Source organism: Ningiella algicola, from assembly GCF_028401415.2.
Lineage (GTDB): Bacteria > Pseudomonadota > Gammaproteobacteria > Enterobacterales > Alteromonadaceae > Glaciecola.
Window position 1 is genome coordinate 935937 of sequence record NZ_CP171821.2, and the last position, 25554, is coordinate 961490.

A 25554-nucleotide genomic window follows, 5' to 3' on the forward strand; every position below is an offset into this window, starting at 1 on the left:
GACAAGTCGAATTCATATAATTTCGGTGGCATCACCAAGTAAGCGGCGACTGACTAAAACTCGCATAATTTCGTTCGTCCCCTCAAGGATTTGGTGTACTCTCACATCACGAACATGGCGTTCAAGTGGGTACTCTTTTATGTAGCCGTAACCACCATGGATTTGCAAAGCTTGGTTGCATACTTCGAAACCCACGTCCGTCGCAAAACGTTTGGCCATTGCACAGTAAGTCGTTTTATCAGGGTGATTTTCATCAATTTTGCTCGCCGCCAGGCGCACCATTTGACGGGCGGCAACCAGCTCTGTTGCCATATCCGCCAGTTTAAACTGCAAAGCCTGAAAACTGGCTAAGGGCTTACCAAATTGCGAACGCTCGTGCATGTAATCTCTAGCAGTATTTAATGCTTGTTGTGCTGTGCCAACTGAACAGGTCGCAATGTTGATTCGTCCGCCGTCTAAGCCCTGCATCGCAAACTTAAATCCTTCACCCTCTTCACCCAGCCTTTGACTGACATCGAGTTTTACATTGTCAAAGCTAACCATTCGCGTCGGCTGCGCATTCCAACCCATTTTTTCTTCGGCTTTGCCATAACTCACACCTTTCGCATCTGCAGGCACAACAAAAGCACTTACACCGCTGGCGCCAGCTTCCCCAGTTCGCGCCATAACCACTAGGACTTGCGTAGCACCTGCACCCGATATAAATACCTTTGAACCATTTAGTACGTATGTGTTGTCATCCAATTTGGCATTGGTGCGCAAAGACGCAGCATCTGAACCTGCGCCCGGCTCGGTTAAACAATAGCTCGCAATCACCTCTCCTGCGACGAGTTTATCCATCCACTGTTGTTTAACTTGCTCGCTGGCCCAAGTAGCAATCATCCACGTTGCCATGTTGTGGATAGTCAACATGGCTGTGGTGGTGGTGCATCCCATCGCCAGTTTCTCGAAGATAATGGATGAATCTAAACGGCTAAGCCCCAGTCCGCCAGCTTCTTCAGGTGTATACAAACTGCAAAACCCAAGCTCTCCAGCTTTTTTTATCACCTCAACTGGAAAGTGATGCTCACGATCCCATTGTGCGGCGAACGGTGCCATCTCACTTTGCGCGAACTGCTGCGCTGTTTGGGCAAAAGCGATTTGGTCTTCATTTAATTCAAAGTTCATGCGTTTTCCTTAGAAACTGCTTACTCGCTTAGCGTAAATTAATCGTCATATTAGGGCCGCTGTCGCTTTCATCGTCAAACCATCTTGCAGTAATGGTTTTTGTCTCTGTATAGAAGCGAATAGCTTGTTTACCATAGGCATGTAGATCGCCATAAAAAGAGTTTTTCCAACCGGTGAACGAGAAGAACGGTAAGGGAACTGGAATGGGGACATTAATGCCAACTTGCCCAACTTCCACATTGCTTTGATAGTGCCTTGCTGCTGCCCCACTGGCAGTGAAAATACTGGTGCCGTTGCCATAGGGGTTAGCATTTACCAATGCAAGCGCTTCATCCAGCGTTTTTACGTGAACACAACATAACACTGGGCCAAAAATCTCTTCCTGATAAATCGACATAGTTGGTGTTACGTCAGAAAATACCGTGGGTCCAACCCAATTGCCACTCTCATGCCCTTTGAGTGAGAATTCACTTCCGTCAACCAAACACTTTGCGCCCTCATCTTTCCCTGCCCGAATCAGGCTAAGCACGCGTGCTTTCGCTTGCGGATTAATAAGCGGCCCAAAGCCGGCGTCAGAATCATCCCACAGGCCAGGTTTTACTTGCGCTATTTTTTCCGCTAATTCAGGTATCCAGCCAGCACTCTCCCCTACAAAGACTGCGACCGATATGGCCATGCAGCGCTGCCCGGCTGCACCCACAGATGACCCCACGAGGTTGTTAAGCACCTTGTCTTTATTTGCATCAGGCATAATAACTGAGTGGTTTTTCGCGCCAGCAAAACACTGTGCCCGCTTCATATTATGGGTCGCAGTGCGATAAATATGCTGCCCCACAGGCACCGAACCTACAAACGAAACCGCTTTTATATCAGGATGCTCTAGTAAATGATTCACTTGGTCTTTCGTGCCGTGCACAATATTTAGTACGCCTTTTGGTGCACCTGCTTGAATAAATAGTTTCGCCAGTTTCATCGGCGTCATTGGGTCTTGTTCAGAAGGCTTCAAAACAAAGGTGTTGCCCGCAGCAATTGCCATTGGAAACATCCACAGCGGGATCATGGCCGGAAAGTTAAAGGGCGTGATCCCCAAACATACGCCTAAAGGCTGTATCATTGAATAGGTGTCGATATCGCGAGCAACGTTTTCAACCGTTTCTCCCATCATCATTGATGCAATATTCGCCGCTTGCTCAACCACTTCAATACCGCGCCAAACATCCCCTTTAGCATCTTCGAAGGTTTTGCCGGTCTCTTTGGACAGGGTTTGAGCAATATCATCATGATTTTCTTTCAATAGATGTTGATATCGCAGCATCACACGCGCGCGCTCCGAAATAGGGACTTTTTTCCAGCTTTCAAAGGCGCTCTTCGCGCTAGCAACCGCGTCTTCTAAATCCTGTGTGCCCGACAAGGGGACATGAGCAATCACTTCGTTATTGGCAGGATTGGTCAGCTCAATAAACTCATCAGAGTCAGATTGTCTGAATTGACCATCAATTAATTGTTGAATTTTTTCCATCGCTGATTCTCGCATTTTAAGAGCGTTAGCTAGCTCGCTTTAGCCAAAAATTCATCGAACTACCAGAGCTAACCTTTACGTTAACGTAAACTATAAGTGATCGCCTGCTGTTTTGTAAATCTTTTGTTAAGCAAAGATCAACAGACCCTTCGCACATGTTGGCGATATTCATTTAAATGGAAAGTAATTTGGACAACTGCCGATACTATAAAGAGGTATAAATATGTATACATGATGCATGCTTATTTATGCCCATCGCATGATAATATCTTAGCGCGCATTTGCTGATTGTGTGCGCGCTTTTGACATCGCATTTTTATCGAAAAAACGGCTTACTATGAATAAATTAGACGTGTACAAGGCACCTCAACGAACTCACCTGCGAGTTGCAATTGTTGAAGACAATGCGACTGCGCGCATTAATCTTAGAAGCCACCTTTTGTCTATCGATCATTTTGAAGTTGCTAGTTACAGCAATGGAAAAGAACTTCGAAATGGCATGCGCACAATCAATTTTGACATCGTATTTATCGACTATCACCTTGGGCAATCCAAAAACGGCGTGGAATGGGTTCAACAGCTGATAGACAACAAGCTTTTTCGTCCATCTACGGGCTTGTTTTTTGTCACTTCTGACAGTCTCCCCCAGACCATTGGCCAAATTCTAGATTTATACCCCGATGTCATAATCATCAAGCCTTATACCATTAAAAGCCTTACCACCAATGTCAGGCACTATTTAAATGCTCGCCAAGCTTTGTTGCCCGCACTAAAATGCATGGACAATAATAACAACGCTGGCGCGATTAATTATGTGAATGAAAAACTACTCAGCGGCGTGCCAAAGCGCGTTGAATCAGACTTTATCAAGCTCAAAGGGCGTTTGTTATTGGCGCAAAAACACTACGACGAGGCGGCAGCTCTCTATTCAGGTGTGTTGTCAAAATCAAGCAGCGTACTATGGGCTCACTGGGGACTCATTAAAAGTGAATTTTTCACCGGCAAATGGCAGCACTGCACGCGCATGCTAGACCGCTTAATTGAAGCGAGTCTGACAAAAGATAAAGCTTATGAATGGTTAGCCAGCGTAGAAATCGGCAAGCAAAATTACGTGTATGCTGAACAGCTGCTGGACAATATTAATGATAGCGAGTTAACCATACAGGCTACTCGCTTAAAGACCCTATGTTACAAAATGCAAGGCAAAAGCGCTGAAGCTGTTGCCCTGCTTGAAAAGAAAGTGCAAAGCAACTTATCGGTCAAAGAACGTTTAGTAGATTACGCAATGGAACTGGCCCGCTATCATTTACATTTGGCTGAGCAATTCAATGAGCAAAACCGCACCCAAAGCGTCAGCGCCGCGCGCATGATGCTTGGAAAAGCCGCTAAAGGAATAAGCGACCGTCAAGGTGCACAGCAAAAAGACACCATGCTTGCTTTGGCTTTTTTGATTGACGATGACCTTCCTCGTGCTGAGAGAATTATGTCAGAGTCGGCACAAGAGCATCAGTTTACTCGCGCAGATGTCAGCACCATGGTAGACGCTGTTAGAGTGTGGTTTGGACTGGGACATACCGATAAAGCAAAAGCCTTGCTAGATAAATGCGATGAAAAGCTCCTTGAACAAGAAAGTCACATAGAAAGCTTAATCGCCACCGATTTGCTGATGAATACTGAAAAATCGCTAGGCCTTGAAAAAGATCGCGCCCTTGCGGCCAATGAGAAAGGTTTAAGCGCCTTTAAAGCCAATGACTTCAATCTTGCCCTAGGTTGTTTCCACCGGGCTTACAGCATGTTTCCTGGTGTACCCGCCTTTGCATTAAATCTCTTGCAATGCCTAAGCGAGTCTGGACAAACAGAGTACAAGAATATCGATATTAATCATTTGGTAAATGAACTTGAGTCAGTTTCATTATCTGATAAGAACTTCCAACGCATGAATACTATTCGTGAGCGCTTAGCACTAAGCGCATAAACAACACTGCACCAAGATTGAGAATCGCCATAGCTACTGCGCAGTAATGCGCTGCTTTTACATGCGTCAAAATATATAAAAGATTCACTTCGGCGTGCCAACATTTAACGACATTTTTATCTTCTGTGACGACATATAAGGTTTGGTCTCTTTGGCGAATTGAGCATTAGATATGCACTATACAGGGTGCAACTATCTTTAACTCGTGGGCGTAAATGGCATTATCAAGACTATTTTTTCAAAAGCTCAGCGGCGCGTATGAATTGGCTACAACCTTGAGCACATGAAACTATCAATGAGAGCAATTCATCTATGAAAATAGAAGTGCCAAAGGACTACCGTCAGGAAAAAAGTTGGTGGGTGTGCACCACATCAAAGATGCCAGATACCTCTGTTCTTCCTGACCCAAAAACACCGGGGGCGTGGATCATGAAAAAGTTTGAACCCGAACACTTTTACGACATCATCAATCACGTCCAAGGATGGAAGCTACATGTGAATGTTATGCCTTTGGAGAGTGAGCCCTTGTTTCGTCTATTGTCTCCATTACTTAATAACTTCCAGGTTTTTCACAAATTTCTGCCATTTAACCTTGCTTGGAATCAAGATATCAGTAAAGAAAATTTTAACAAGGTATCGCGCAGTCACAATGCGGGAGAAGGCAAAAACTGCGTGATATACCCAGAAGATCCGGAACATCTCTCGCTAATCGTAAAGTTAATTGATCAAAGCGTATTTGACTATCGACAAAAATACGCCGCTTATCAAATATCCAAAGGTTTGCCCGTGCGACCTGTCTTAGCGCCTTTCCCGGGCGGAACCAAAGGCAACATTCCAGTGGGTAACAGTTGTTTAGTATCAACGCGATACGGTGGATTTACCAATACTGGACGCAGGCGAAGACTGTACAACAACGCTGAAGATAAGTACGTTCCAGATTATGCCTATGGTAAACCTTTTCCAGCATTTGCTAGAAACATTCCTACTCCCATCCGCGCACTATTTTAAGCCCATGGAATGATGACGTAATCCTGTTCGGCAATGAATAGATATCACGATATTCGTTGTTCGCTTATTTGAACGCTTCAGAGAAAATGAGCTGGTCTGATTGCGCAGGTTGTGCGTATTGCTTAGCAGTATAATTTCTCAGAGAAAACGTATGAGCGCGGACATTTACCAACATAAAATTGAATTAAATAATGGCACAGTTACCGACCTAGATGCATATAAAGGCAAGGTAGTATTGATTGTAAACACCGCAAGCAAATGCGGATTCACGCCACAATATAAAGGCTTGGAGTCATTGTATCAAAATTATAAAAACAAAGGCCTTACGGTTATTGGCTTTCCTTGCGATCAGTTTGGTCATCAAGAGCCGGGAAGCGATGAGGAAATAGAACAATTTTGCAGCCTCAACTACGGCGTGAGTTTTCCACTTTCCAAAAAGATAGACGTAAATGGCAATGATGCACATCCGCTTTACAAAACACTCAAAGATGCCGCGCCTGGCCTATTAGGGAGCAAACGCATTAAGTGGAATTTCACTAAATTTTTGATTGACCAAAAGGGTGATGTCGTAAAACGATATGCACCAAATACCAAGCCAAAAGATATCGAACGCGATATTAAAGCACTGCTATGAATAATCTTTTCGAAACCGCATGTCTGTTGCTAGGTCGCTTTCTACTTGGCCTTTATTTTATATTGCCTGGGATTCAAAAAATCACCAATTATGAAATGATGACGCAGTACATGAGCAAGCATAGCGTGCCCTTTATCGAGCTGATGCTACCGCTGACCATCGTATTGCAAATTATCCTTGGGATTGCGATAGTGATTGGATTCAAAGGTAAAATCGCTGCATTTTTACTTGCAGGGCTTACCCTCGTGATTAGTATTTATATGCACAACTTTTGGAACCTTCCCGAAGGCGGAAATGTGCAGCACGAAACCCAAAACTTTTTTAAAAACATGGGGATTATGGCAGGCTTGCTTGTACTTTTTGCAAGAGGCAGTGGTCAGCTTAGTGTGGATTCAAGATTAGCCAAACATCATAAAGTAGAATAGCGGATGCTTGAGAGCAGATAAGATGATTCCGTTCTAAGGGCAAATTCCGTCATCGCTTATTCATAAATCATCAGTAAGCGCCCGCTAAACCATGCCTTATAAACAAAACTCAAGCCTTCAAAATGAAGCCTCTATTATCAATCGCAGGTCATCATGCCCAGAAAATAAAGAACTCAAGACGACTGGCTACGCATGTTTGCCGGACAAAGCGACAGCGGTTTATCCGTCAGAGCCTATTGTGAATGCCATGGAATAAATAGGCAAACCTTTGACTCTCGCAAAAGCGATTTTTATCGAACCTTACGATCACCCAGTCGCGCTTTGGCTAAGCTAAAAACGCCAAAGTCAGCTGCGGTGAGTTGTCATTTTAACGGTGTCGAGCTTGCCTACAGCGACGCAGTCAATCCGCAGTGGTTTGCTGATATGGTGAAGGCACTTGCTCAATGGAGATGTTCGTTAAGCCTGACGATATCTATCTACACACCGCTGCGGTTGATTTTAGAAAGTCGATTAAAGACCTGCTGACGATTGTTGGAACCCAATTTGAGCTCGACGCCTTTAGCGGCACCAATAGCTATTCCAACAGACTTTTTACAAAAATATAGTGTCAGACATAGATTAACACCTTGCAAAAATGGGTACTTACTCTGATATCATTTTTGAGCCGCTCACAATAAACTCATATGCTTGGTGTAAATTATCACAAATATAGTCAGCGCTGCTTAAGTCCGCATTTCGCGTATAGTCGTTGCGTACAGCAATGCAAAAAATACCTGATGCTTTTGCTGACTGTATCCCAGCTTGCGTATCTTCCAGCGCAAGGCATTGTTGCGCTGGCAGCCCTAAATTCTTTTGCGCAAGTTGGTACACATCGGGGGAGGGTTTTGGCCTCTTGACGTCGTCTCTGGTTGCGACGGTGCTAAAGTATTCACCAATGGGGTGCGCATCAAAAGTTTGTTGTATCTCTTTTTGTCCCGCACCAGTAGCTATGGCAAGTGAAAAGCCATCATTAACACATGCTTTTAATACCTTCTCAGCAAACGGCATCAATGCGCTAGGCTGCGCTTTGAAACGCTTCTGTGTGAGTACTTGTTTCTGCAGACTCAAAGTATGAGCGTCAATATCGAGCGTGTAGTCCCGGATTAAAATTTCAGCATTGGTGACGGTTGGTATGCCATTGTGTTTTTCAACGTATTCTTGCAAGCTAAAATGAACATCAAACGCTTCCATGATTTCTTGCCAGCAACGGTAGTGCAGCTTTTCACTGTCGACCAAAGTGCCATCGTGATCAAAGATAAGGCCTTTTATCATAAAATGTATTTCCCGATGTTGACTAAACTAACCTGAATCCTGTTTAAGAAATGGTGCACGCGCTTGTTTTACATACTTAAATTAATTTTTACACTCAGTGCTGCTAGCATTGTGAAGTACAAGGCGCAAAAGTCACGTAATAGTTATTCTATTGCTGGCTTTTGCAACGCAGTAATTCGCAATTCTAGCGGTACTGAGCGCCGTTTCTTAAACAGGATTCAGGTTAAACTACTTACCCTAGGCTACACCAGACCAGTTGATAAGTATCGTGTTGGTGTATTATCTTTTGATGCAATACTAGCTATTGCATAAGCACGAAAATACAATTAACTCACTGATAGCACCGTTTAACGTGCATCAGTGTCAAGCCTTAGTCGTGCTTGAGGTAATGACATAAAAGTGTCATCACTTGTTCACAATAAATTCTTGTTAGCTTCATGCTGTGCGAACCTGTAATTCTTATACTAATTACAACTTAACGATTTCAAATGAGAAAAGATATGGGTTTAAGCATTTGGCAGATAGCACTGGTTGTGTTGGCCTTCGTCCTGTTGTTTGGCCGAGGCAAAATCTCCGCGCTGATGGGGGATCTTGCACTGGGAATTAAGAGCTTTAAAAACGGCATTAAGGAAGACGAGCTTAACCAACAAATCCCCTCAAGTGACGATACCGCGCCCGAGGAATTGACCCCCTCTCCACAGCCAAAAAACAAAGAAGCAAGTACACGCTAATGCTCGATATCAGCTGGGTTGAATTTTTGTTTGTTGCGGTTTTGGCCATTGTCATCATCGGCCCTAAAGATCTGCCAAAAGTATTTAGTGCTGCAGGTAGAATACTCGCAAAGGCTAAACGCATGCATAATGACCTTAAAGGCAGCATTATGCAGCTTCAACGAGAAGTAGATATTGACTGTGGAAAAGTCGACGATTCACGCCGATGGCAAGATTTTCTCCCTGATGATATTAAACAGCTTCCGTCAGATTTTGTGCCAGGCGAACACAACGCTAGTTATCATAAAACAAGGCGTGAACAAGTGGAGAATGCAAAACGCAAGCACCAACAAAGCCGTAAAAATCCAGAACATGCACTCACAAACGATCACTGTGAAGACCAAGGCACTCAAAGACAACTGTCTGTAGATGAAGGTGTTAGTAATGTTATTAAGGCTGATACGTGAGAAAGGAAGAACAAGCACCCAAAACGCCCCTTCTTAACCACTTACTTGAACTGCGAAGCCGCTTGTTACGATGCTTGCTCGTTTTTGTTTGTGCGCTAGGTATATCTTTTTATTTTGCCGAAAGTATTTATAGTTTTTTGCAGCAACCCTTGTTGGTTACTTTCGGCGAAAATAGTGAGCGCCGAATGATTTACACGGGCTTGCATGAGGCATTTTTTACTTACCTAAAATTAGCTTTTTTTAGCGCTACCTTTATTACTTTACCGCTCATTCTAATACAAATATGGAAATTCATTGCACCAGGTCTTTATCAAGATGAGCGTCGGCATCTATCTCCGGTGTTTTTGCTCACCCCAATACTATTTTTATGTGGAGCTGCGTTGGCGTTTTTTGTGGTCATGCCTCTTGCATGGGATTTTTTTATTAGCTTTGAGTCATTCCAAGGTGAAACCGCAATAGACGTGCAATTGGAGGCAAAGGTGAGCGAGTATTTGAGCTTGGTGATCCAATTGATACTCGCCTTTGGCTTGTGTTTTGAGCTACCGATTTTACTTTTTGTTCTCTGCAAATCTGGCGTCACCACCGTCGAAAGACTCGCTTATTACCGTCGCCATGCCATTGTGGGTGTGTTTCTTATCGCTGCGTTGATTACGCCACCCGATCTAATATCTCAAATTGCACTAGGTTTGCCTGTGATTTTACTTTACGAATTGTCCTTGTTGTTTATTCGTATTTCTGAAAAAAACACAAAGGGAAAAGTGGCGGCAAAAACCATTGATACGCTCTAGTTGCTAAACAAAAATGAAGTAAAACGGACATATAAAATTCACCAGATTGTCAACGAAAACTCCATCAGATGTCATTGAAATGATTAACACTGTCAATGAGGTTGCAGTCTGCTCTTATAGAACCTCAGCGACGACTAAATTAATCAATGGAGTTACCATGTTAGATTCAAAAGCCTTAGACACCAATGAACCAATCAGCAAGCTCGAAGACGCCCCTACCGAAGCAGTTTTTTCAAGACGAGATGTATTAAAAAGTGGCGGTACACTTGCCGCCAGCACTGCATTTGTTGCTCTTGCAGGCAAAACAAACGCTGCCTCTTTGCCCTATAGCAACGACTATGGTTTGCTGTCGCCTACAATTGATAAAGCAACAGGCCTGCCGCTTATCTCGCTACCTGAGGGATTTGAATATACAAGTTTTGGCTGGACTGGCCAAATCCAAACCGACGGTTTACCCACACCTACCGATCACGACGGAATGGCCGTGGTAGCGGCGCGGGGTAATGTGGTATCAATAGTTCGTAACCATGAGAACTCGATTGGAGAAGGTCCTAAATCTTCTCCTCGTGGTGGTATGGGCGTTTACAACGAGGCGCAACACGGCGGCACGTCCACGATGCTATTTGATGTTGTCAAAGGTCAGTTTTTATCATCATACAACAGCTTAGGCGGATGCATTAGAAACTGTGCAGGCGGTTTAACGCCTTGGTCAACATGGCTATCATGTGAAGAAACCTTTCACGAATTTGACGGCCGTCATCAAGGTTTTAATCACGGATATGTGTTTGAAGTTCCCGGTTTTGGCATATCTGATGGGATACCAATCCGCGAAATGGGCAGATTTTCTCATGAAGCAGTGGCTGTGGATCCTGCAACGGGTTTTGTGTATGAAACTGAAGATGCAGGTCAGTCCGCTTTTTATAAATTTGTGCCTAGCGGTGAGTGGGGCGATTTAAAATCAGGTGGGACACTTTTTGCGATGGTGTTAGATAGCACGAGTCGAGTAGACTTAAGAGGAGGACTAATGCCTGGCCAAACATGGGACGTAACATGGCAAGAGGTGCAAGACCCAGATGCAATGACTGACCGTTGCTTTGATCAAGCTTTTGATGCAGCCATTGTTGAACGAGGCGAAGGTTGCTGGTATGACGAAGGCATAATCTATTTCGTATCGACTTCGGGAGGTGCAGCGAACCTCGGCCAAATATTCTCTTACGACCCACGCAAAGAACAACTCACATTGGTTTACGAATCGACAGATGCTAGTGAAATGGACGGACCAGACAATATCGCAATTAGTCCAAGAGGTAACATGCTTTTATGCGAAGATGGTGGCTCAGATCCTAAACGTCTAATCGGCCTTACGCAATCTGGAAATACCTTCCCGTTCTGCGAAAACAATATCTCTCTTGACCAAGGTGACCTCGCTTTAATCAATGGCATTTACCCAGGTACACAAGAAAATTTCTGGGATGATGTAGGCCCTTCAACAAACGGTAGCGAAAGACGAAGCTTCACCAGTCGAGAATGGGCAGGCGCCTGTTTTTATGGTCGCTGGCTGTTTGTCAACATTCAATCTCCTGGGGTGACATTTGCGATTACTGGGCCATGGGAAAATGGCGCACTTTAATCAATGACCGGCCTATAATTAAGGAATATCAAGCGCAACTTACCGCGTCTGATCACTTACCAAAGAGGATAAGATCATGCAAATTTTGAAAAGCTTCGCTTTTTATATTGGCTTAACGCTGTGCGGCGCAGCAAACGCAGCCATTATAGAAACTAATATTGGCAATATTGAAACGGGCTCTGTACTTGGAGACAGCGGCTGGCTGATTGAAGATACCTTTACTGCAGATGCACTTAATTTTTACACTTTTAGCATTTCAGATGCTATTGACCTGAAAATTGAGGCGATAGCGGATATTGCAATTGGCCTTAGTATTTATTCAGGAACCATCAGCAACGCATCTGGCATTATCTTCAATAATGACAGTGACTTCAGCGATTTTACTACTAAGCTCGAATATATCGCCGGGGTATCCGCACTCTTACCCGGATTTGATAATTCACCTGTCAGAGCACTTTTAGCAAGTGGCGATTATACGGTTGCCGTAGGGGGTAATCAGGGTATGTTCGATATGTTCTCTCGCTTCGATTATAGCTTGAGTTTTACAGATGCAAGTAGCATAAACACTGTGAGTGCCCCACCGCTGGCGTTTTTCATTGCTTACTTAGCAATGCTGGTGATAACCCTTCGAAAATCTTAAAAGTAGTGTTGGATAAAAGGAGGTTTCGGCCTCCTTTTATTTTGGCTGTGATAATGATGATTTGCGCGCGGCAAACTGCGATGCCATAGTCGTTAAAGATGGTAACATGTACTATCTTTTGTCAGTCTATCTTGAGTTTGGGATTAAGCCTTTCGATAAGTTCTAATCCTTAGTGTACATTACGATTTCACATTTGTGGCATTTCTTATTTGAACGCTGTGCTATGAACCCAAGCGGCTATCGACGAATAAGATGAAGGCGCCAGCATTGAAGATATCACGCCGTTTTGGCGCCTGCTGACGCCTAAAGATAAAATTACAAAACGCTTAAGTATTGATCCTGAGTTTATTGAAAAGCAATGGACGCTGGAGGAAGAAAGTGACTTATCATCTTATCAAGGCAGGTAACGCTCGGGCCAGATGATCCGCGTGATGAAAGCTCAGCGCTGGTTGCCGATCCTGTTACAGATCAAAGTCCTCTCGCTAATTAATCCGAATTAATCCGAATTAGTCTCGACTTGATCTTACATTCCTCTTGAAAAATTAGAGAGTTACCCGTTTTGATAAAGGTGTCAAATCTTTTAATCAAAAGTAAACGCGCTAAATCACAGCGCACTAAGACCGGTGACTATGTATAAAAAAGGGTCTCCACATGCGTGTAAGGCCCTTTTTTTCATTTGCGAAAGTTTCCCCCTCGTCGATTATCGAACAGTCACATTTCTAAATATACTCTCGCCATCCGGGTTGGTAACATCGTGATCCATGACGAAGTAGAGATGAGAGAAGCCACCGGTATAATACTGTCCAATTGGAATACTGAAGCTTTGAAAATTGCCGTTACCTGTGTAAGTAAAGTCTCTAACCCCCCAGTTTTGCGTGCCAAACACTTGCAAAGTGGCTGAGTCTTCAATCGCATCATTAGAGTCGAAACCAATGCCGTGAATCTCGCCTTGTGAGCTAGATGCGAACTCAAACTCTAACATCGTGTCGGCAGTAACAGTGGTGGGTAACGGCACTTTTAACCAGCGGTTGCCATTAATTTGCAAGCCAGCGCCGGCCTCTACAACTGTAAAACTACCCTCAACATTTTGACTTCCGGCATAATTGACTACGCCTAAGGCATTAAAATCAATCACGTCAGAGCTTGCTGTGTCTTCATATACCGTAATATCGCTGAAAACACTTTGTGCATTGGGTGAGTTGACATCATGATCCATGGCAAAAAACATGTTTGATACTGAACCGGTGTAAAGCTGTCCGATTGGGATAACAAATCGTTGTTCATCGCCACTTCCGTCATATCGATAGGTTCGATTGCCCCAGAACTGCGTGCCCCAAACAGACAGCGTTCGCAATTGTTCAATGGTGTTGTTATTGTCTAAACCAATACCATGGATTTCCCCTTGGGCATTTGATGCAAAAGTGAACTCGAGCACGGTGTTAGGCGTGATGTTGTAGGCAAAATCAATTTTCTGCCAGCGGTTTCCATCAAGCGCTAAGGAAAAGCCGTCATCACCTACGTTTACCGTGCCCTCTTCATCTTGACTTCCACCATACGATGATAAGGTGTAATCATTAAAGTTTAAGAAGTCCGAAGAAGATGGCGGTGTGACGGTCACCGTAAATAACTGTCGGTCGATGCCAAAGCTATTGCTTGCAGAGATTTGCACTTCGTTATCTCCCACTTGACCTGCGCTTGGCGTCCATTCGAGCGTACCATCAGCTGCCAAGGTCATGCCTGCAGGCGCTATATCTAAGTTTAAAGATACATCGTCACCATTGAATTCTATTCGCCCTGCTGCATTATAGCTATACGCCACACCCGCTTGCGCTGATGTATTTGCAGAAGAGGTAATTTCAGCTGGGATCCCTTCACTTACGCATCCAGCAAAACTCAATTCACTTTCAATTTGCGCGACGCTGCAATTAGAAAAGGTATCCGAGCCATTGATAGAGGGTGCCATTAAGAATGGGCCTGCCCCAGTAATTGTGCAACCTGCCACATCACCATCGTGTTCTGCCCCGAAATTATGACCAAGTTCATGAGCAACGACGAGTGAGGTTAAGGTAGTTCCTCTGAAATTAACAAATTCTTGAGACAGTCCTATCGCAAAACTGTTACACAGTGCACCAACAAATGCTATCCCAAGTGTATTGCCATTTAAGTCTTTACCCGTAAACAAATGCTTTACACCACCAAGGGGAACGTTAGCGCTAGCATAATCACGAAATGCAAACAGCAGGCTTTCTGCATTGGTAGAGGTAAGCGGGCCGTTGTTCGATAAGGCGCGTGTATCAACTATGTTGAGATAAACATTTAGCTGCTCAGAAAAAATACCGTCAACGATATTCATTTGCGCGAGCATATTCGCCTCTCCGTTACCTGAAAAGGCATCATCGTATTCGCTATCAGCGACTAATGAGATATCAATAGAACGAATTTCGCCAGCCGCAAGTTGAACTGGCGGACCGTCGGGGATATTAAGCGCATCTAAAAGGTTTAAGCTATCGTGGTTGTGGCCGCTAACGCCGCATGTCGCTTTATAAACCACATCTTTTGCACGATAAACAATGAGGTAATCGTTGTTGCTCAAGGTTTTAAAGTTCTGCGCCAAATAGCTTAAATCCTCCAAACCGGCTCTTACTTCAGTCGCTAGCGCTAATTCAAGCTTTTCACGCGAATCCAATAAATAAAGGTCGGTTCCATCATAGAATGCGCCTGACCATATTCCGTTGTGATTAGTAAATCGCGCCCACGTGTCGCCTGCTCCTGCTACACTGCCGCGATAAAATTCTATTTCGGTTTCCAGCGATTCAACTTTACCTTTAGGAAAAATCCCGCTGTTGTCGCTTAGCTTGAAACGAAGCGGCTTCGCAAAAAATCCACGATTAAGAATAAGTTCCTGTTCGCCATCAACTTGTTTGTTGATAATGGCTGCACCGCTGTGAGCGGCTGTAATTTCAAATTCTGATGCACTTGCCGCGGCGCTCATGACAATGAGTGATGCAACAAATGTCACTAGTCGCAAAAAAGAGCGATAGAAGGGTTTTGAATGGATAATTAACATTAACTTTTTACCTCACAAGCGCATAAGCATCCGAGACCTTAAGTCGTATATGGACAATTGCGCAGGGTGTCGATTCATCATCAACAATTAAAGGATCACATTCAGGGGTGAAATAAGTAGCCAGAATGGCCGATTGAGCTTGAGGAATATTGAATCTACTTCTCAATTTTATGACGACTAGCGCACACCTACTTCACGGCTGAATACCGTTTTGTATCGCGAGTTGAATTGTCATAATCCCACAATAAACGAGCAAATACTACGCTTTAGATTAAATTAAAATGAACAAAGATAAACACGCTCTAACACTTTTGTAATTGTAGATAAAAATACTTGCCAAGCCACATATACGGTTCGTGAACACTGTACTGCTTTTCGAGCGCAAGGAGTTGCGCAAATTTTGATTCTTGCATCGACGGCTCACGCATATAGTCGTGAAAACAGCGCAGACCAGCCTGAATGTTGATGGTGACATCATCCCGTTTTGCAAGATGAGTCAGAACCTGCTTTGGCGATTGAGGGTTGTGGGGGTTCAGACGCACCACGTTACGCACTTTCATGCCCTTATCAATGTACTCAAAGTTGCCGTAAATCGCATTATTAAACAACATGGCATCATGATTGAAAAAACTTAAACTCAAGACCCCGCCTTCATTCAGTTGCTCAATAAGTTTGTCAAGCACGCAAAGCGGTTCAACCAGCCATTCTAAAACGGCATGACAAAGAATAATGTCGAAGCGCTTGTGACTTGCCAACGCTTTAACGGCATAATCTTCAAGTGATTGCTTGATAAATTGACACTCCGGAAAGTCCTTCAATCGCTGTCGCGCAAGCGTTAATGCATCATCAGACACATCAACTAAGGTTGTATGATGGCCGTTTTGCGCAAATTCCAAACTCATGATACCGGTCCCAGCACCAGCATCTAACACCGTGCGCGCAAGTTCTTGATGAATGAGCGGCTTAAGAAAGTGCAATAATTGGAGATGGCGCAGACGACCTTTGGTTGTTCCATAAATATTCCGGTCAAACTTGTTGGCAATACCGTCAAAACTGCCCGATTGGGCGCGATTAATCTTCGAATCGCTCATGCTGGATTGTCAATATCCACAAAGCTAACCTCAAGGCCAAAGGTACTTTGTAAATACTCGCCCACTGTCTTTACCCCATATCGCTCAGTCGCATGATGACCGAGTGCGAAATAATCAATATCAAGTTCACGTGCGCTGTGCGTGGTTTGTTCAGATATTTCACCTGATATAAATGCGTCAATTCGATGGTGGCTGGTGGGACTATCTCCTTGAAGCGCTGCGAAATGGTCGATATACCCTTGACCGCCACCTGTACACCATGCAAGACGTCGAATGGTATCTTTATTACCAATACTTATAGACTTGCGCCCCAGAGCTGACTCGAAGCGACCTGCTAATTCTGCATGACTAGCAGGTGAGCTTAACTCCCCGACCATCACGATACCTTCGGGCGTAATTGTTTCAATCGGACGAACGGCACTGATTCCAAGCACCTTTCCAAGCATAGCGTTGTTGCCCATTGACGGGTGCACATCTAAGGGGAGATGATAAGCAAACAAGTTAATATCGTGTTGCAGTAAACGACTGATTCGACGCTTTTTCATACCAACAATGCTATAGGGCTCATTTTTCCAAAAATAGCCATGGTGAACTAAAATGGCATCTGCCTGCTGTTTGATAGCAGATTCAATTAAGGCTTGGCTTGCCGTTACGCCCGTAACCACTTTATTGATTTGAGCCTTACCTTCCACTTGAAGTCCGTTTGGACAATAATCTTTGATTAAAGCTGGACTTAATAGGGTGTCTAGTTCGCTCAAAAGCTCTTCTCGATGCAATTTTGGCTCCTTTTGTGAAGAAATTAGACTTTTACGCAAGTTTATGTATAAACTTAGAAATATTAACACTATTACAACAATAAAGGTTGATTTTACTCGATGAGCAAACTAGACAAAGACAGCGTATTAGAAAAATTTACTAAGGCCTATGAGGCGGCTAATGGTAAAGCACCAACTATCGAAGCCAAAGGAGGCTGGTATAGCGTTGACGGTGGTAAAAACGTGCGTTTGGCTCAGCTAGAAGAAATGGCAGATGAGTTGGGTGGGGCTAGCGCTCCAGCCGCTAAGAAGGCAGCACCTGCAGCTAAGAAAGCAGCGGAAAAAGATGCCCCTACTCCAGAGAAAAAGGCCGCAGAATCCAAACCGGCTGCTAAAAAGAAGGCCGCGCCTGAGAAAGCTACACCTAAGAAAACGAAAAAGCCAGCAAGCGCTTTTTCTGTGAAAGACTTTTACACTCAGCAGATTAAAGAAGCCAACCCTGGCAACAAAGCGCCTCGATAAGCTTGACAATTGGATAATAAAAAACAGCACTCTAGGTGCTGTTTTTTTTGTTTATCGTTGCACAAACATGCTACCTAAAGCCAACTATGCCTAAGTTGCGACAGCAAGCGATGGAATGCTGATTCAAGGCCACTTGAAACCGCCAAGCCTAATTTTTGCGCAAGGTTCTTTTTCGTTGCGTACTTGAGGCGATATAATTTGTGGGTGTCATTAGCCTGCATTAAGTAGTCATCAGAAGTTTGAATCTTATCAACAAGCTTAAGCTCTATCGCCTTTTGCCCCAACCAGTATTCGCCGGTAGCAACTTTCGAAATATCAATTCCCTCTCGATTTTTAGATACAAAGTCTTTAAACATGCTATGAATTTCATGTAGCTCGTCTTTAAACTTTTCTCTGCCTTCATCGGTGTTTTCACCAAACATGGTCAGCGTGCGTTTAAACTCGCCTGACGTGTGCATTTCAACATCAATGTCGTTTTTCTTCAGAATCTTATTGAAGTTAGGAAGTTGCGCAACCACGCCTATAGAACCAACAATAGCAAAAGGGGCTGCGATTATTTCGTTGGCGACACATGCCATCATATAACCACCGCTAGCGGCGACTTTATCGATACTAACGGTTAACTTAATCCCTTTGTCTCTAATTCGCTGAAGTTGTGATGCAGCTAGACCGTAGCCATGAACCACGCCGCCACCACTTTCTACGTTTACCAATATTTCATCACCGTCCTGAGCAACACACAAAACAGCGGTAATTTCCTTGCGAAGCGAATCAACTTCCTTCGCCATTTGAGAACCTTCGAAATTGATCACGAAAAGATTTGGCTTCTTGTCGCTCTCTTGCTTAGATTTACTCTCATCTTTCTTCGCTTTTTTCTCTTCTTTTTGCTTTGCTTTTAACTCATCCTTGGATAACAAAACAGACTGTGCTTGGCGCTTCAAATCATCATATACGTCTGAGATTGAATCAAACTCTAGACTACCAGGCATTTGTTTTTGCTTGCTGGCCATTGAAACGACAAAACCAACTACCAAAAGAATGGCGACAACTAAGGTAATCGCTTTGGCCAAAAAAAGGCCGTATTCAAATAAAAACTCCAAAAAATACACTCCGTTCACTTAACATTGACCGAACTTAAGATTCAGCATTCGATTTCACATTACCTAATTAGCTTAAAGCCAAAAGCCTGTGGTTTGCCACTATTGTGTCACTATATAGGGATTAATAAAAAAAGAAAAAGGACAAATGCCCTTTTTCTTTTCTGTCGCCCGAAGCTTTTAACTTGGCGTACTATTGCGCTAATCCCTTATCCCGATATGATCTCAATTGCTCGAAATGGACACTGACTCCACCAAGTTTGCTTCAATTTCTTCTTCTGTAAAGCGCAAAGGTCTCAATGTTGGCTGAGCAGAATATAGCCGCGTCTGGTCATCGAAAGAGTCTGACTCTGTTGAATTAGATTGCGAATAAGATAGTAAACCACGCCCAACAGGACCGCTTTCAGTGAAATTCACAACAACCATCCAGCTTGAACCGTAGGTGATGTGATAGCCCTGCGCGTCGGCACTTAAGCGAGTAGTGCTGTCGATAGTGGGATAAACATGTCGGGGTAATTCAGTACCGTTGTTGCCGGTACGCACATCAAATACATTAAAGCCACCCTCAACGTTGTGCGCCCCACCCCATTGTAGTCTTTCACCGCTAGGCATGCCGTTAACCGTACTTTTTTCGACGAACTGAACCTCCCCCAGTCTCGCGTCATAGGCTAAACCTGCCTGGTTGATTTTGTCGACTGCAGTGGCAAATTGAAGCACTGTTGCGTCATTATCCATTAATCCATTTGGCGTATTGACCACATCGCTAACGTCGTATGGAACAGCCCATTGTGGATTACGGTTAAATTGGAAAGCAAACTCTCTAAATACGTGTGCCGCGGTACTATCAACGTTCATTCTGCCATCCCAATTGGCTAACGCATCACAGGCAGCGCTGATATTGACGGGGTTACCATTTACATCCACCGATGATTCTCGATTTTGCTGACATATTTGAAGCAGTGCCGGCAAAATCGCCTCCGCTAAATAATTCCGATTATTTAATAATGCCTCTTCCACTTCCGCTGGTGAAAACTTGCCGTCTGAACCTGATGCATCGCTCAATAGCACATGCGCCATACGGGAGCGCAGGCTCTGCTGATTGCCCACCTGCCCATAAAGTGGCGAAACGCCTGTAATGGGCGCGTCCAGATTGGTCAGCCAGAAGCTATCATTTGAGTTTTGAACGTAATCCGTGCCCTCATATTTTGGCGCATTCTCAAATGGTACTGCTCCGGTGTAATCAAATGCACTAGCAAAACCTGGCAATACGGTAAACCCTGCCGCTTGGCGAATGCCAGCAAGCTGCGGATTGTTGGTCAACTGACCAATCGCAGAGTCGGTCAAGTCTGGCACGGTTGAGTCGTCGATATAGAAGACTTCCCCATCTTTTGACGCCGCCATTGTATTGTTGAAAATGACACCATCGTAATCCATAAAGGCCTGCTTAAACTCGTCCATACTGGATGCTAAGTTCATCGCAAGCCAATGATCAACAATGTCAAAGTTGGGCAAGTTGGCGTCTTTAATCGCAAATGCATTGCCACCTGGGCCCCATTCAAAATTGCCTGGTATCGAAATCATAGGACCGTAATTTGTGTAGTAGCTATCTTTCTCAAGTTGAATTGTCTGACCGGGTCCAACTGCGACCTCAATGGTGTGCGTTTGTTTAAAAATAGTGCGTTTTGCGCCATCTACGGTGTGCGTTAGGTTGGACGCATCGCTCTGGTCTAACTGCAATTGGTACACAACAAAGTGTTCAGCCGTAGAGAATGTGTGCGTCCACGCCATATTGTCGTTATATCCGATATTCACGACACCCGGAATGCCCATTAACGAGCCGCCGATAACGTTTAAAAAGCCAGGAATTGTCGTTTGGAACTGCCAGAAACGCAGATTACCCGTATGCGGGAAGTGTGGATTGCCCAGAACCATTCCCATGCCGTTTTCAGTCATATCACTACCAAGTCCCCAACCGTTGGATCCCATTTCTTGTGGGTTTCGCTCGGGCATGCTGACGCGTGGCGTCATATTAAATGGCAAATTTGATGACTGAGATTGTTGCACAGCGCTTATCGGTGTACTGACCATGCGCGGCAGCGGATCCACCCCCGGAGGTGCGGCAATAAACATTCCGCCTAAGAAGTTAGCTGCACCGGGCAGCAAAGCAACACCGAGGGCATAGGTCAATAAATCAATTTCATCAATCGCTCTTACATAGGGCTGGTTTGCACATTGAGGGTCAATGTTGGCAATGCCAGTGTCGCTTAAATATTGGTTGTAACCTTGCACATAGCCTTGGTATAAGGCGCGACTATTTGCCGTCATACTGGCAAAGCCGGCCTCAGCTTGTTCTCTAATGCCGGTCGTTAAAAAACCGAAATCATTTATCAAATAGGTGGAATCACCCGATCCCGGCACTCTATCGGGGCCAAAGTACCTCGCTTGCTCGGAATTGTATTTAGTAATCTGGTCAGCCAAAATGCACAAATTGTCTCGGGCAAAAGCATAGCCCACACCGTAAGCCATGCTTTCGAGGTTATCTGCCCTAATATGCGGCACACCAAAATCAGTCCATCTGATATCTGCCTCAAGTACACCATCGCTGTCAAAATTTGGCACCGTAGCTTGTGGTGGTTGTGTTGGGGGCACAGCAGGTGGTTGAGGAGGTTCTATATCGGAAAAGTCGTTGCTATTTCCACCGCATGCTGCCAGAGCCAAGGCAAGCGCACAAACGCTCATGGGCTTGGCTAGTTTTTTTCTGAAAATCGTAAGCTTTTTAGTTGAGCGCATCAAGCCATCCTTTTTACATTGAATATGAGTTAACATTAGAATCTTTCCTGCTAAGCAAGAGATGATCTAGCTATTGTGTACAGTATATTGTATTTTACATACTGCTTACATCTTATTAACGATTAAATATAATTATGCGTATGTATAGTAGAAGTGAATTTTTAAGGTTGCGAGATCATGCCTTTATTACAATGAAAAAATACGATAAAAAAACCCGCCAAACGGCGGGTTTTTTATAAGGCTCTTTGGCTAGTTAGGAGACACAATCGACTCGTTTGTCACCTGAATTACCGTAGCATCAGACCCCAGATAAGTGGCTACCTGAGACTGCATTTCGGCAGTTACTGCGGCATTAGGACCAGGGTTGATGCTGCTAGCGTGTGCGCCAGCTGTATATTTTACAATCCCGCTTATAGGAGAGCTTGATACAGTTGTTGATACAATGGTTTCAAGCCCCATCAATTGCGCAAGCGGCAACTGACCTGATAGTGGCAGAGTGGTTGTTACAGGAATAACCTGGTCAGGTAAGTTCTCACCACCATCTCCGATAACTGTCATCATATGCACGTTAGTGTTCTGACCCAAGGTCTCAAAGTAATTAATCGGATCGGATTGATCGCTAACTGTTTGTGCCGCAAAGGCAAATTGATTAAATACCCCGTTAACTTCTGCTTCCTGCTCAGGTGTTAACGCGCCTAAGAAAGCGTTTGTACCTTCGACCAATTGCGCTTCAGAAACGTCAGTTGTGCCATAGGTCGCCACTAAAAAGTTTTGAAAATCCGTCGAAGCATTTGACAATAAGAAGCCTTTTATCAAAGGTCCGAAAGCCGCAGACTCTAGCAAAAACTGCACTAAGCTTCCGCCCGGTGATTCCAAAGATGCAGCCCGGATAGCAAATAATCCGCTCAGCGGAGCAAGCTCACCTTCAAACGGCGTATTTGCCAACGACGCAAAGTTACCACCTGTGATAGCGCCTAGCGAAACCCCCATAATTGATACATCAGTGCCATTTAACTGCACTGCATCATCACCTGAGGCGTTAAAAAAGGCATTTAGGGCAAGTCGAACGCCTAAGAGGTCGGAAACTGCTTGACGAGAATTATCACGCGCGGTTGGCAAACTCGCTAAGTTTAAAAATGCGGTTGCACTTACGGTCGTTGCGTTAATTTCGTCACCAGGATTAGTTGGATCTACGTCAAAACCACGCGTGCCGTGCAAGGGTTGATCTATTGCTACGGTTGCAAAACCAGCAAGCGATAAGGCCCCCGATATAGATAGCATATCTTCTTTCTGTGAGGTAATGCCGTGCACTAACATGACTACCGGCCAGCCACCTTCAGGCATACTTATTTCAAAGCCAAGCTCTGCCGCCACTGTTGGATTAGGCACAGTTACTTGCACGTCTAAAGTCTCGCGCCCCATATTGCCGCCTTTCATTTGCGGAACTGGACTAAAGCGAGTGAGATTGCGGTCACGATCCACCGGTTGCCCATTGATACGCAAATCACGCAAACCAACGGCAGAACACATTGCGTCATTAGGTCCTGGCGTTGCCGCCGCTAATGCTGCGCCAGCAGAAGCTAATACGATTCCCGAATCGCAAGCACTTTCCCAAAATTCATTGGCAGGCGCAGCCGGATTATCTGCTCTTGGGATCGGACTGTAATAAGGTAGAGAAACATTTCCTTCGAACAGGTTTGCCGCACACAAAGGCCCAGCACCTTGTCCTAGTATACCCACACCAATTTGTTGAATGACGCCATTAACTTCTGCATCAAAAGGCGCAAAGCTTTGGCCTGTTGCTGTTGAGAATTGTCCACCTGCCGCTGCCCGCAAACCATTGCACGTGGTTAGTGAGGAAACGTCAGCTGCAGAAATAAGCGGTTCAAGTGGTGCTGCCGCGGGATTTGTTAAAGCTTGTGCAACTGCTCCATCAACTGCCGCTTGCGATACAACACCCAGTTTTTCCATAACATTTTCTTCAGCAGCAGCGCTTGATACTACGATAGAGGGTAGCGCTTGACCCGCTGTAGGGTCACCCGCTGCACTTCGTTGAGCGAACTCTGCGACATAGAGTTGTTTAATTGTACTCAGCACGGGCTTGATTGACTGGGTGGTAAAAGCAGCCACATAAGTTAGTTCATCACGACTAAAACCAACGCTTGATAATGCATCCACGTATGAATTAACAATGCCCTGTAAATTTAACTGGTCTGGAGAACTCAATGGATTAGTGTCGATATCTTGACTTACCAAGCCCCACGTTGTTGAACCTTCAACGGCTTTACCCGATGAATCTTTGAGCGCATCAGTCATCACCAACATATGTCCCTGACCGGCTTTGAGTGGACGCAATGGGATCACTGTGATGGTTGACGGACCCGCTAGCTGCAAAACAAAGTCTTGACCGAAGACAAGCTCGTCGCCCACTTTACAACCAGCGCTTGGAATGCTGATGGCTGCGCAATCAGGGTCAGATTGATCAAGTCCTAAGGTTGCTTCAAAAATTCTCACGCCCGCAGAAAGTGTGCTCTGGTCAATAGACACGCCTGCTGCTGAATCTACATTAATGACAAATGGCGTGTGTGTAGACCAACCATCCAACACGTTTAATGCATTTTGGGGATCACTGAAATCACTAGGGTCAGCAACCGGGATATTAAGCGTGTAGTCAAAAAAGCCATCGTCTCCAGGCAGCACTAGCAAATCGTTAGGGATGTTTAAATCACCATTGCCTGGATCAAACACAATTCTGGACACGGGGGTAACAACGGGTGAATCCTCTCGAATATCTTCGATGGTTTCACCACCCCCACAACCGGCAAGCCCCAATGCAGCTAATATACTTGTGCTTACTAACAGCTTTTTCATTCTTTCTCCCTACTCAATCTGTAGATACATTATTATGATGAGTGACAAATTATGGTGTTCAAATTAGCTATTACCACCCAAAGAATTAATTGAGGATCAATAACTAGTATGACCAGTTTCATGTCGCTAATAGTATTGACTTTACGTTGACTTTGCAAAGTGTTTGTAAACGTAATGTAATAAAAGCGCGCGATATGCCCATAAGTATTAGCGGATCCTTTGTGTAATTCAAATTCTGCGCTAAGATTCGCGCTGTTTTTTTCACCAGCAGAATGATTTATGTCAGAGCCACTTCCGCACTTAGCATTTGAGTCACATGAACACAGTTTAAAAAACAAAGTTATTTTAGTCACAGGAGCCGGTGACGGTATAGGCAAACAAGCAGCCATTAGCTATGCCCAATGTGGCGCAACCGTTATATTGCTCGGACGAACCACCTCTAAACTCGAAGCCGTTTACGATCACATTGTAAGTGAAGGCTTAACACAACCTAGCATTGTTCCTCTAGATCATGAAGGCGCGACAAGCACTCACTATAAAGGACTTGCTGATACCATAGGCGAAGAATATGGACGCTTGGACGGAATATTATTGAATGCAAGTGTACTAGGTGCGCTGTGCCCCTTCGAAGAAATCAAAGAGTCAGAATTTGACCAAGTGATGCAAATCAATGTGAAAGCACAAGTTTTGATGCTGCAAGCCTTACTGCCTTTGCTAAGAGAAGCTCAGACTTCTTCAGTGGTATTTACCACTTCAAGTGTGGGACGCGTGGGAAGAGCTTTTTGGGGCGCGTACAGCATGTCAAAATTTGCAACAGAGGGTATGATGCAAATCCTTGCCGATGAACATAAGAACAAAGCGATACGATTCAATTGTATTAATCCGGGAGCTACTCGCACTCAAATGCGCGCGAAAGCTTATCCTGGTGAAGACGCAAACACATTGAAAACCCCCTCTCAAATTATGCCGACCTACGTGTATCTAATGTCGGATGTATCGCGAGGCGTTAGTGGCGAAAGCTTAGACTGCCAGCCCAAATAGAGCCGGATCTTCAACTAAGGCAGGTTGCACGCAACAAAGTCAGTCT

22 protein-coding genes are annotated in these 25554 nt (G+C 44.5%); 13 read left to right on the forward strand and 9 right to left on the reverse strand.

The window, feature by feature from the left end; genetic code table 11:
• Positions 1 to 12 precede the first annotated feature (12 nt).
• Together PN836_RS04285 and PN836_RS04290 are read right to left on the reverse strand one after the other, a co-directional pair.
• Positions 13 to 1167: an acyl-CoA dehydrogenase family protein gene (locus PN836_RS04285; RefSeq protein ID WP_395343870.1), complete on the reverse strand. Its 1155-nt coding sequence runs from the start codon at positions 1165 to 1167 to the stop codon at positions 13 to 15.
• A 28-nt stretch (positions 1168 to 1195) separates the two neighbouring features.
• Entirely contained in the window at positions 1196 to 2686 is a 1491-nt protein-coding gene (locus PN836_RS04290) for a CoA-acylating methylmalonate-semialdehyde dehydrogenase (RefSeq protein ID WP_395343872.1), read from the reverse strand.
• Between the two features lie 337 nt (positions 2687 to 3023).
• Here PN836_RS04290 and PN836_RS04295 point away from each other — a divergent pair, with 337 nt between their 5' ends.
• From PN836_RS04295 to PN836_RS04320, 6 genes are all read left to right on the forward strand, one after another.
• Entirely contained in the window at positions 3024 to 4661 is a 1638-nt protein-coding gene (locus tag PN836_RS04295; RefSeq protein WP_395343874.1) for a response regulator, read from the forward strand.
• A 312-nt stretch (positions 4662 to 4973) separates the two neighbouring features.
• Positions 4974 to 5669 (forward strand): hypothetical protein, encoded by a 696-nt coding sequence (locus PN836_RS04300; RefSeq protein WP_395343876.1) that lies wholly within the window; start codon positions 4974 to 4976, stop codon positions 5667 to 5669.
• Between the two features lie 151 nt (positions 5670 to 5820).
• Positions 5821 to 6303, forward strand: a complete 483-nt coding sequence (locus PN836_RS04305) for a glutathione peroxidase (protein WP_395343878.1) — start codon at positions 5821 to 5823, stop codon at positions 6301 to 6303.
• Positions 6300 to 6728 carry a DoxX family protein gene (locus PN836_RS04310; RefSeq protein WP_395343880.1) on the forward strand — a complete coding sequence of 143 codons (429 nt, stop codon included), beginning with the start codon at positions 6300 to 6302 and terminating at the stop codon, positions 6726 to 6728. Before PN836_RS04305 ends, PN836_RS04310 begins: the two co-directional genes overlap by 4 nt.
• Positions 6729 to 6920: 192 nt before the next feature.
• Complete coding sequence (tnpA, locus tag PN836_RS04315; protein WP_395343883.1) at positions 6921 to 7253, forward strand: IS66 family insertion sequence element accessory protein TnpA; 333 nt, start codon at positions 6921 to 6923, stop codon at positions 7251 to 7253.
• A complete protein-coding gene (locus PN836_RS04320) occupies positions 7238 to 7333 on the forward strand; it encodes a hypothetical protein (protein ID WP_395345455.1) in 96 nt (31 codons plus the stop codon). Before tnpA ends, PN836_RS04320 begins: the two co-directional genes overlap by 16 nt.
• A 37-nt stretch (positions 7334 to 7370) precedes the next feature.
• Here the strand turns inward: PN836_RS04320 and PN836_RS04325 are convergent, their stop codons facing one another.
• Positions 7371 to 8039 carry an HAD family hydrolase gene (locus tag PN836_RS04325; protein ID WP_395343885.1) on the reverse strand — a complete coding sequence of 223 codons (669 nt, stop codon included), beginning with the start codon at positions 8037 to 8039 and terminating at the stop codon, positions 7371 to 7373.
• A gap of 488 nt (positions 8040 to 8527) precedes the next feature.
• On the opposite strand from PN836_RS04325, the gene PN836_RS04330 reads away from it, so the two are divergent.
• The 5 genes from PN836_RS04330 (at position 8528) to PN836_RS04350 (ending at position 12274) form a co-directional block, all read left to right on the forward strand.
• Complete coding sequence (locus PN836_RS04330; RefSeq protein WP_395343887.1) at positions 8528 to 8770, forward strand: twin-arginine translocase TatA/TatE family subunit; 243 nt, start codon at positions 8528 to 8530, stop codon at positions 8768 to 8770.
• Positions 8770 to 9216, forward strand: coding sequence for a Sec-independent protein translocase subunit TatA/TatB (locus tag PN836_RS04335; RefSeq protein ID WP_395343890.1), 447 nt, complete (start codon positions 8770 to 8772; stop codon positions 9214 to 9216). The genes PN836_RS04330 and PN836_RS04335 overlap by 1 nt, the downstream gene beginning before the upstream one ends.
• Positions 9213 to 10004 carry a twin-arginine translocase subunit TatC gene (tatC, locus tag PN836_RS04340; RefSeq protein ID WP_395343892.1) on the forward strand — a complete coding sequence of 264 codons (792 nt, stop codon included), beginning with the start codon at positions 9213 to 9215 and terminating at the stop codon, positions 10002 to 10004. Before PN836_RS04335 ends, tatC begins: the two co-directional genes overlap by 4 nt.
• A gap of 157 nt (positions 10005 to 10161) precedes the next feature.
• On the forward strand, positions 10162 to 11634 hold the full coding sequence (locus PN836_RS04345; RefSeq protein WP_395343894.1) for an alkaline phosphatase PhoX: 1473 nt from the start codon (positions 10162 to 10164) through the stop codon (positions 11632 to 11634).
• Positions 11635 to 11710: 76 nt separating this feature from the next.
• The gene (locus PN836_RS04350; RefSeq protein WP_395343897.1) at positions 11711 to 12274 is read left to right on the forward strand and encodes a PEP-CTERM sorting domain-containing protein; all 564 of its coding nucleotides are present in this window, start codon (positions 11711 to 11713) and stop codon (positions 12272 to 12274) included.
• A 700-nt stretch (positions 12275 to 12974) separates the two neighbouring features.
• On the opposite strand, the gene PN836_RS04355 is transcribed toward PN836_RS04350, so the two are convergent.
• The 3 genes from PN836_RS04355 to PN836_RS04365 form a co-directional block, all read right to left on the reverse strand.
• Entirely contained in the window at positions 12975 to 15341 is a 2367-nt protein-coding gene (locus tag PN836_RS04355) for a M12 family metallo-peptidase (RefSeq protein ID WP_395343899.1), read from the reverse strand.
• Positions 15342 to 15643: 302 nt separating this feature from the next.
• The gene (locus PN836_RS04360; RefSeq protein WP_395343901.1) at positions 15644 to 16432 is read right to left on the reverse strand and encodes a methyltransferase domain-containing protein; all 789 of its coding nucleotides are present in this window, start codon (positions 16430 to 16432) and stop codon (positions 15644 to 15646) included.
• Entirely contained in the window at positions 16429 to 17208 is a 780-nt protein-coding gene (locus PN836_RS04365; protein WP_395343903.1) for a Nif3-like dinuclear metal center hexameric protein, read from the reverse strand. Before PN836_RS04365 ends, PN836_RS04360 begins: the two co-directional genes overlap by 4 nt.
• 99 nt (positions 17209 to 17307) lie before the next feature.
• Here PN836_RS04365 and PN836_RS04370 point away from each other — a divergent pair, with 99 nt between their 5' ends.
• Entirely contained in the window at positions 17308 to 17709 is a 402-nt protein-coding gene (locus PN836_RS04370; RefSeq protein ID WP_395343905.1) for a hypothetical protein, read from the forward strand.
• A 74-nt stretch (positions 17710 to 17783) separates the two neighbouring features.
• Here the strand turns inward: PN836_RS04370 and sohB are convergent, their stop codons facing one another.
• From sohB to PN836_RS04385, 3 genes are all read right to left on the reverse strand, one after another.
• Positions 17784 to 18809, reverse strand: coding sequence for a protease SohB (gene sohB / locus PN836_RS04375; RefSeq protein ID WP_395343908.1), 1026 nt, complete (start codon positions 18807 to 18809; stop codon positions 17784 to 17786).
• 222 nt (positions 18810 to 19031) lie between these two features.
• Positions 19032 to 21545: an acylase gene (locus PN836_RS04380; protein ID WP_395345457.1), complete on the reverse strand. Its 2514-nt coding sequence runs from the start codon at positions 21543 to 21545 to the stop codon at positions 19032 to 19034.
• Between the two features lie 300 nt (positions 21546 to 21845).
• Positions 21846 to 24467: a VolA/Pla-1 family phospholipase gene (locus PN836_RS04385; RefSeq protein ID WP_395343910.1), complete on the reverse strand. Its 2622-nt coding sequence runs from the start codon at positions 24465 to 24467 to the stop codon at positions 21846 to 21848.
• A gap of 279 nt (positions 24468 to 24746) precedes the next feature.
• On the opposite strand from PN836_RS04385, the gene PN836_RS04390 reads away from it, so the two are divergent.
• Positions 24747 to 25508 (forward strand): YciK family oxidoreductase, encoded by a 762-nt coding sequence (locus PN836_RS04390; RefSeq protein ID WP_395343913.1) that lies wholly within the window; start codon positions 24747 to 24749, stop codon positions 25506 to 25508.
• Positions 25509 to 25554 lie beyond the last annotated feature (46 nt).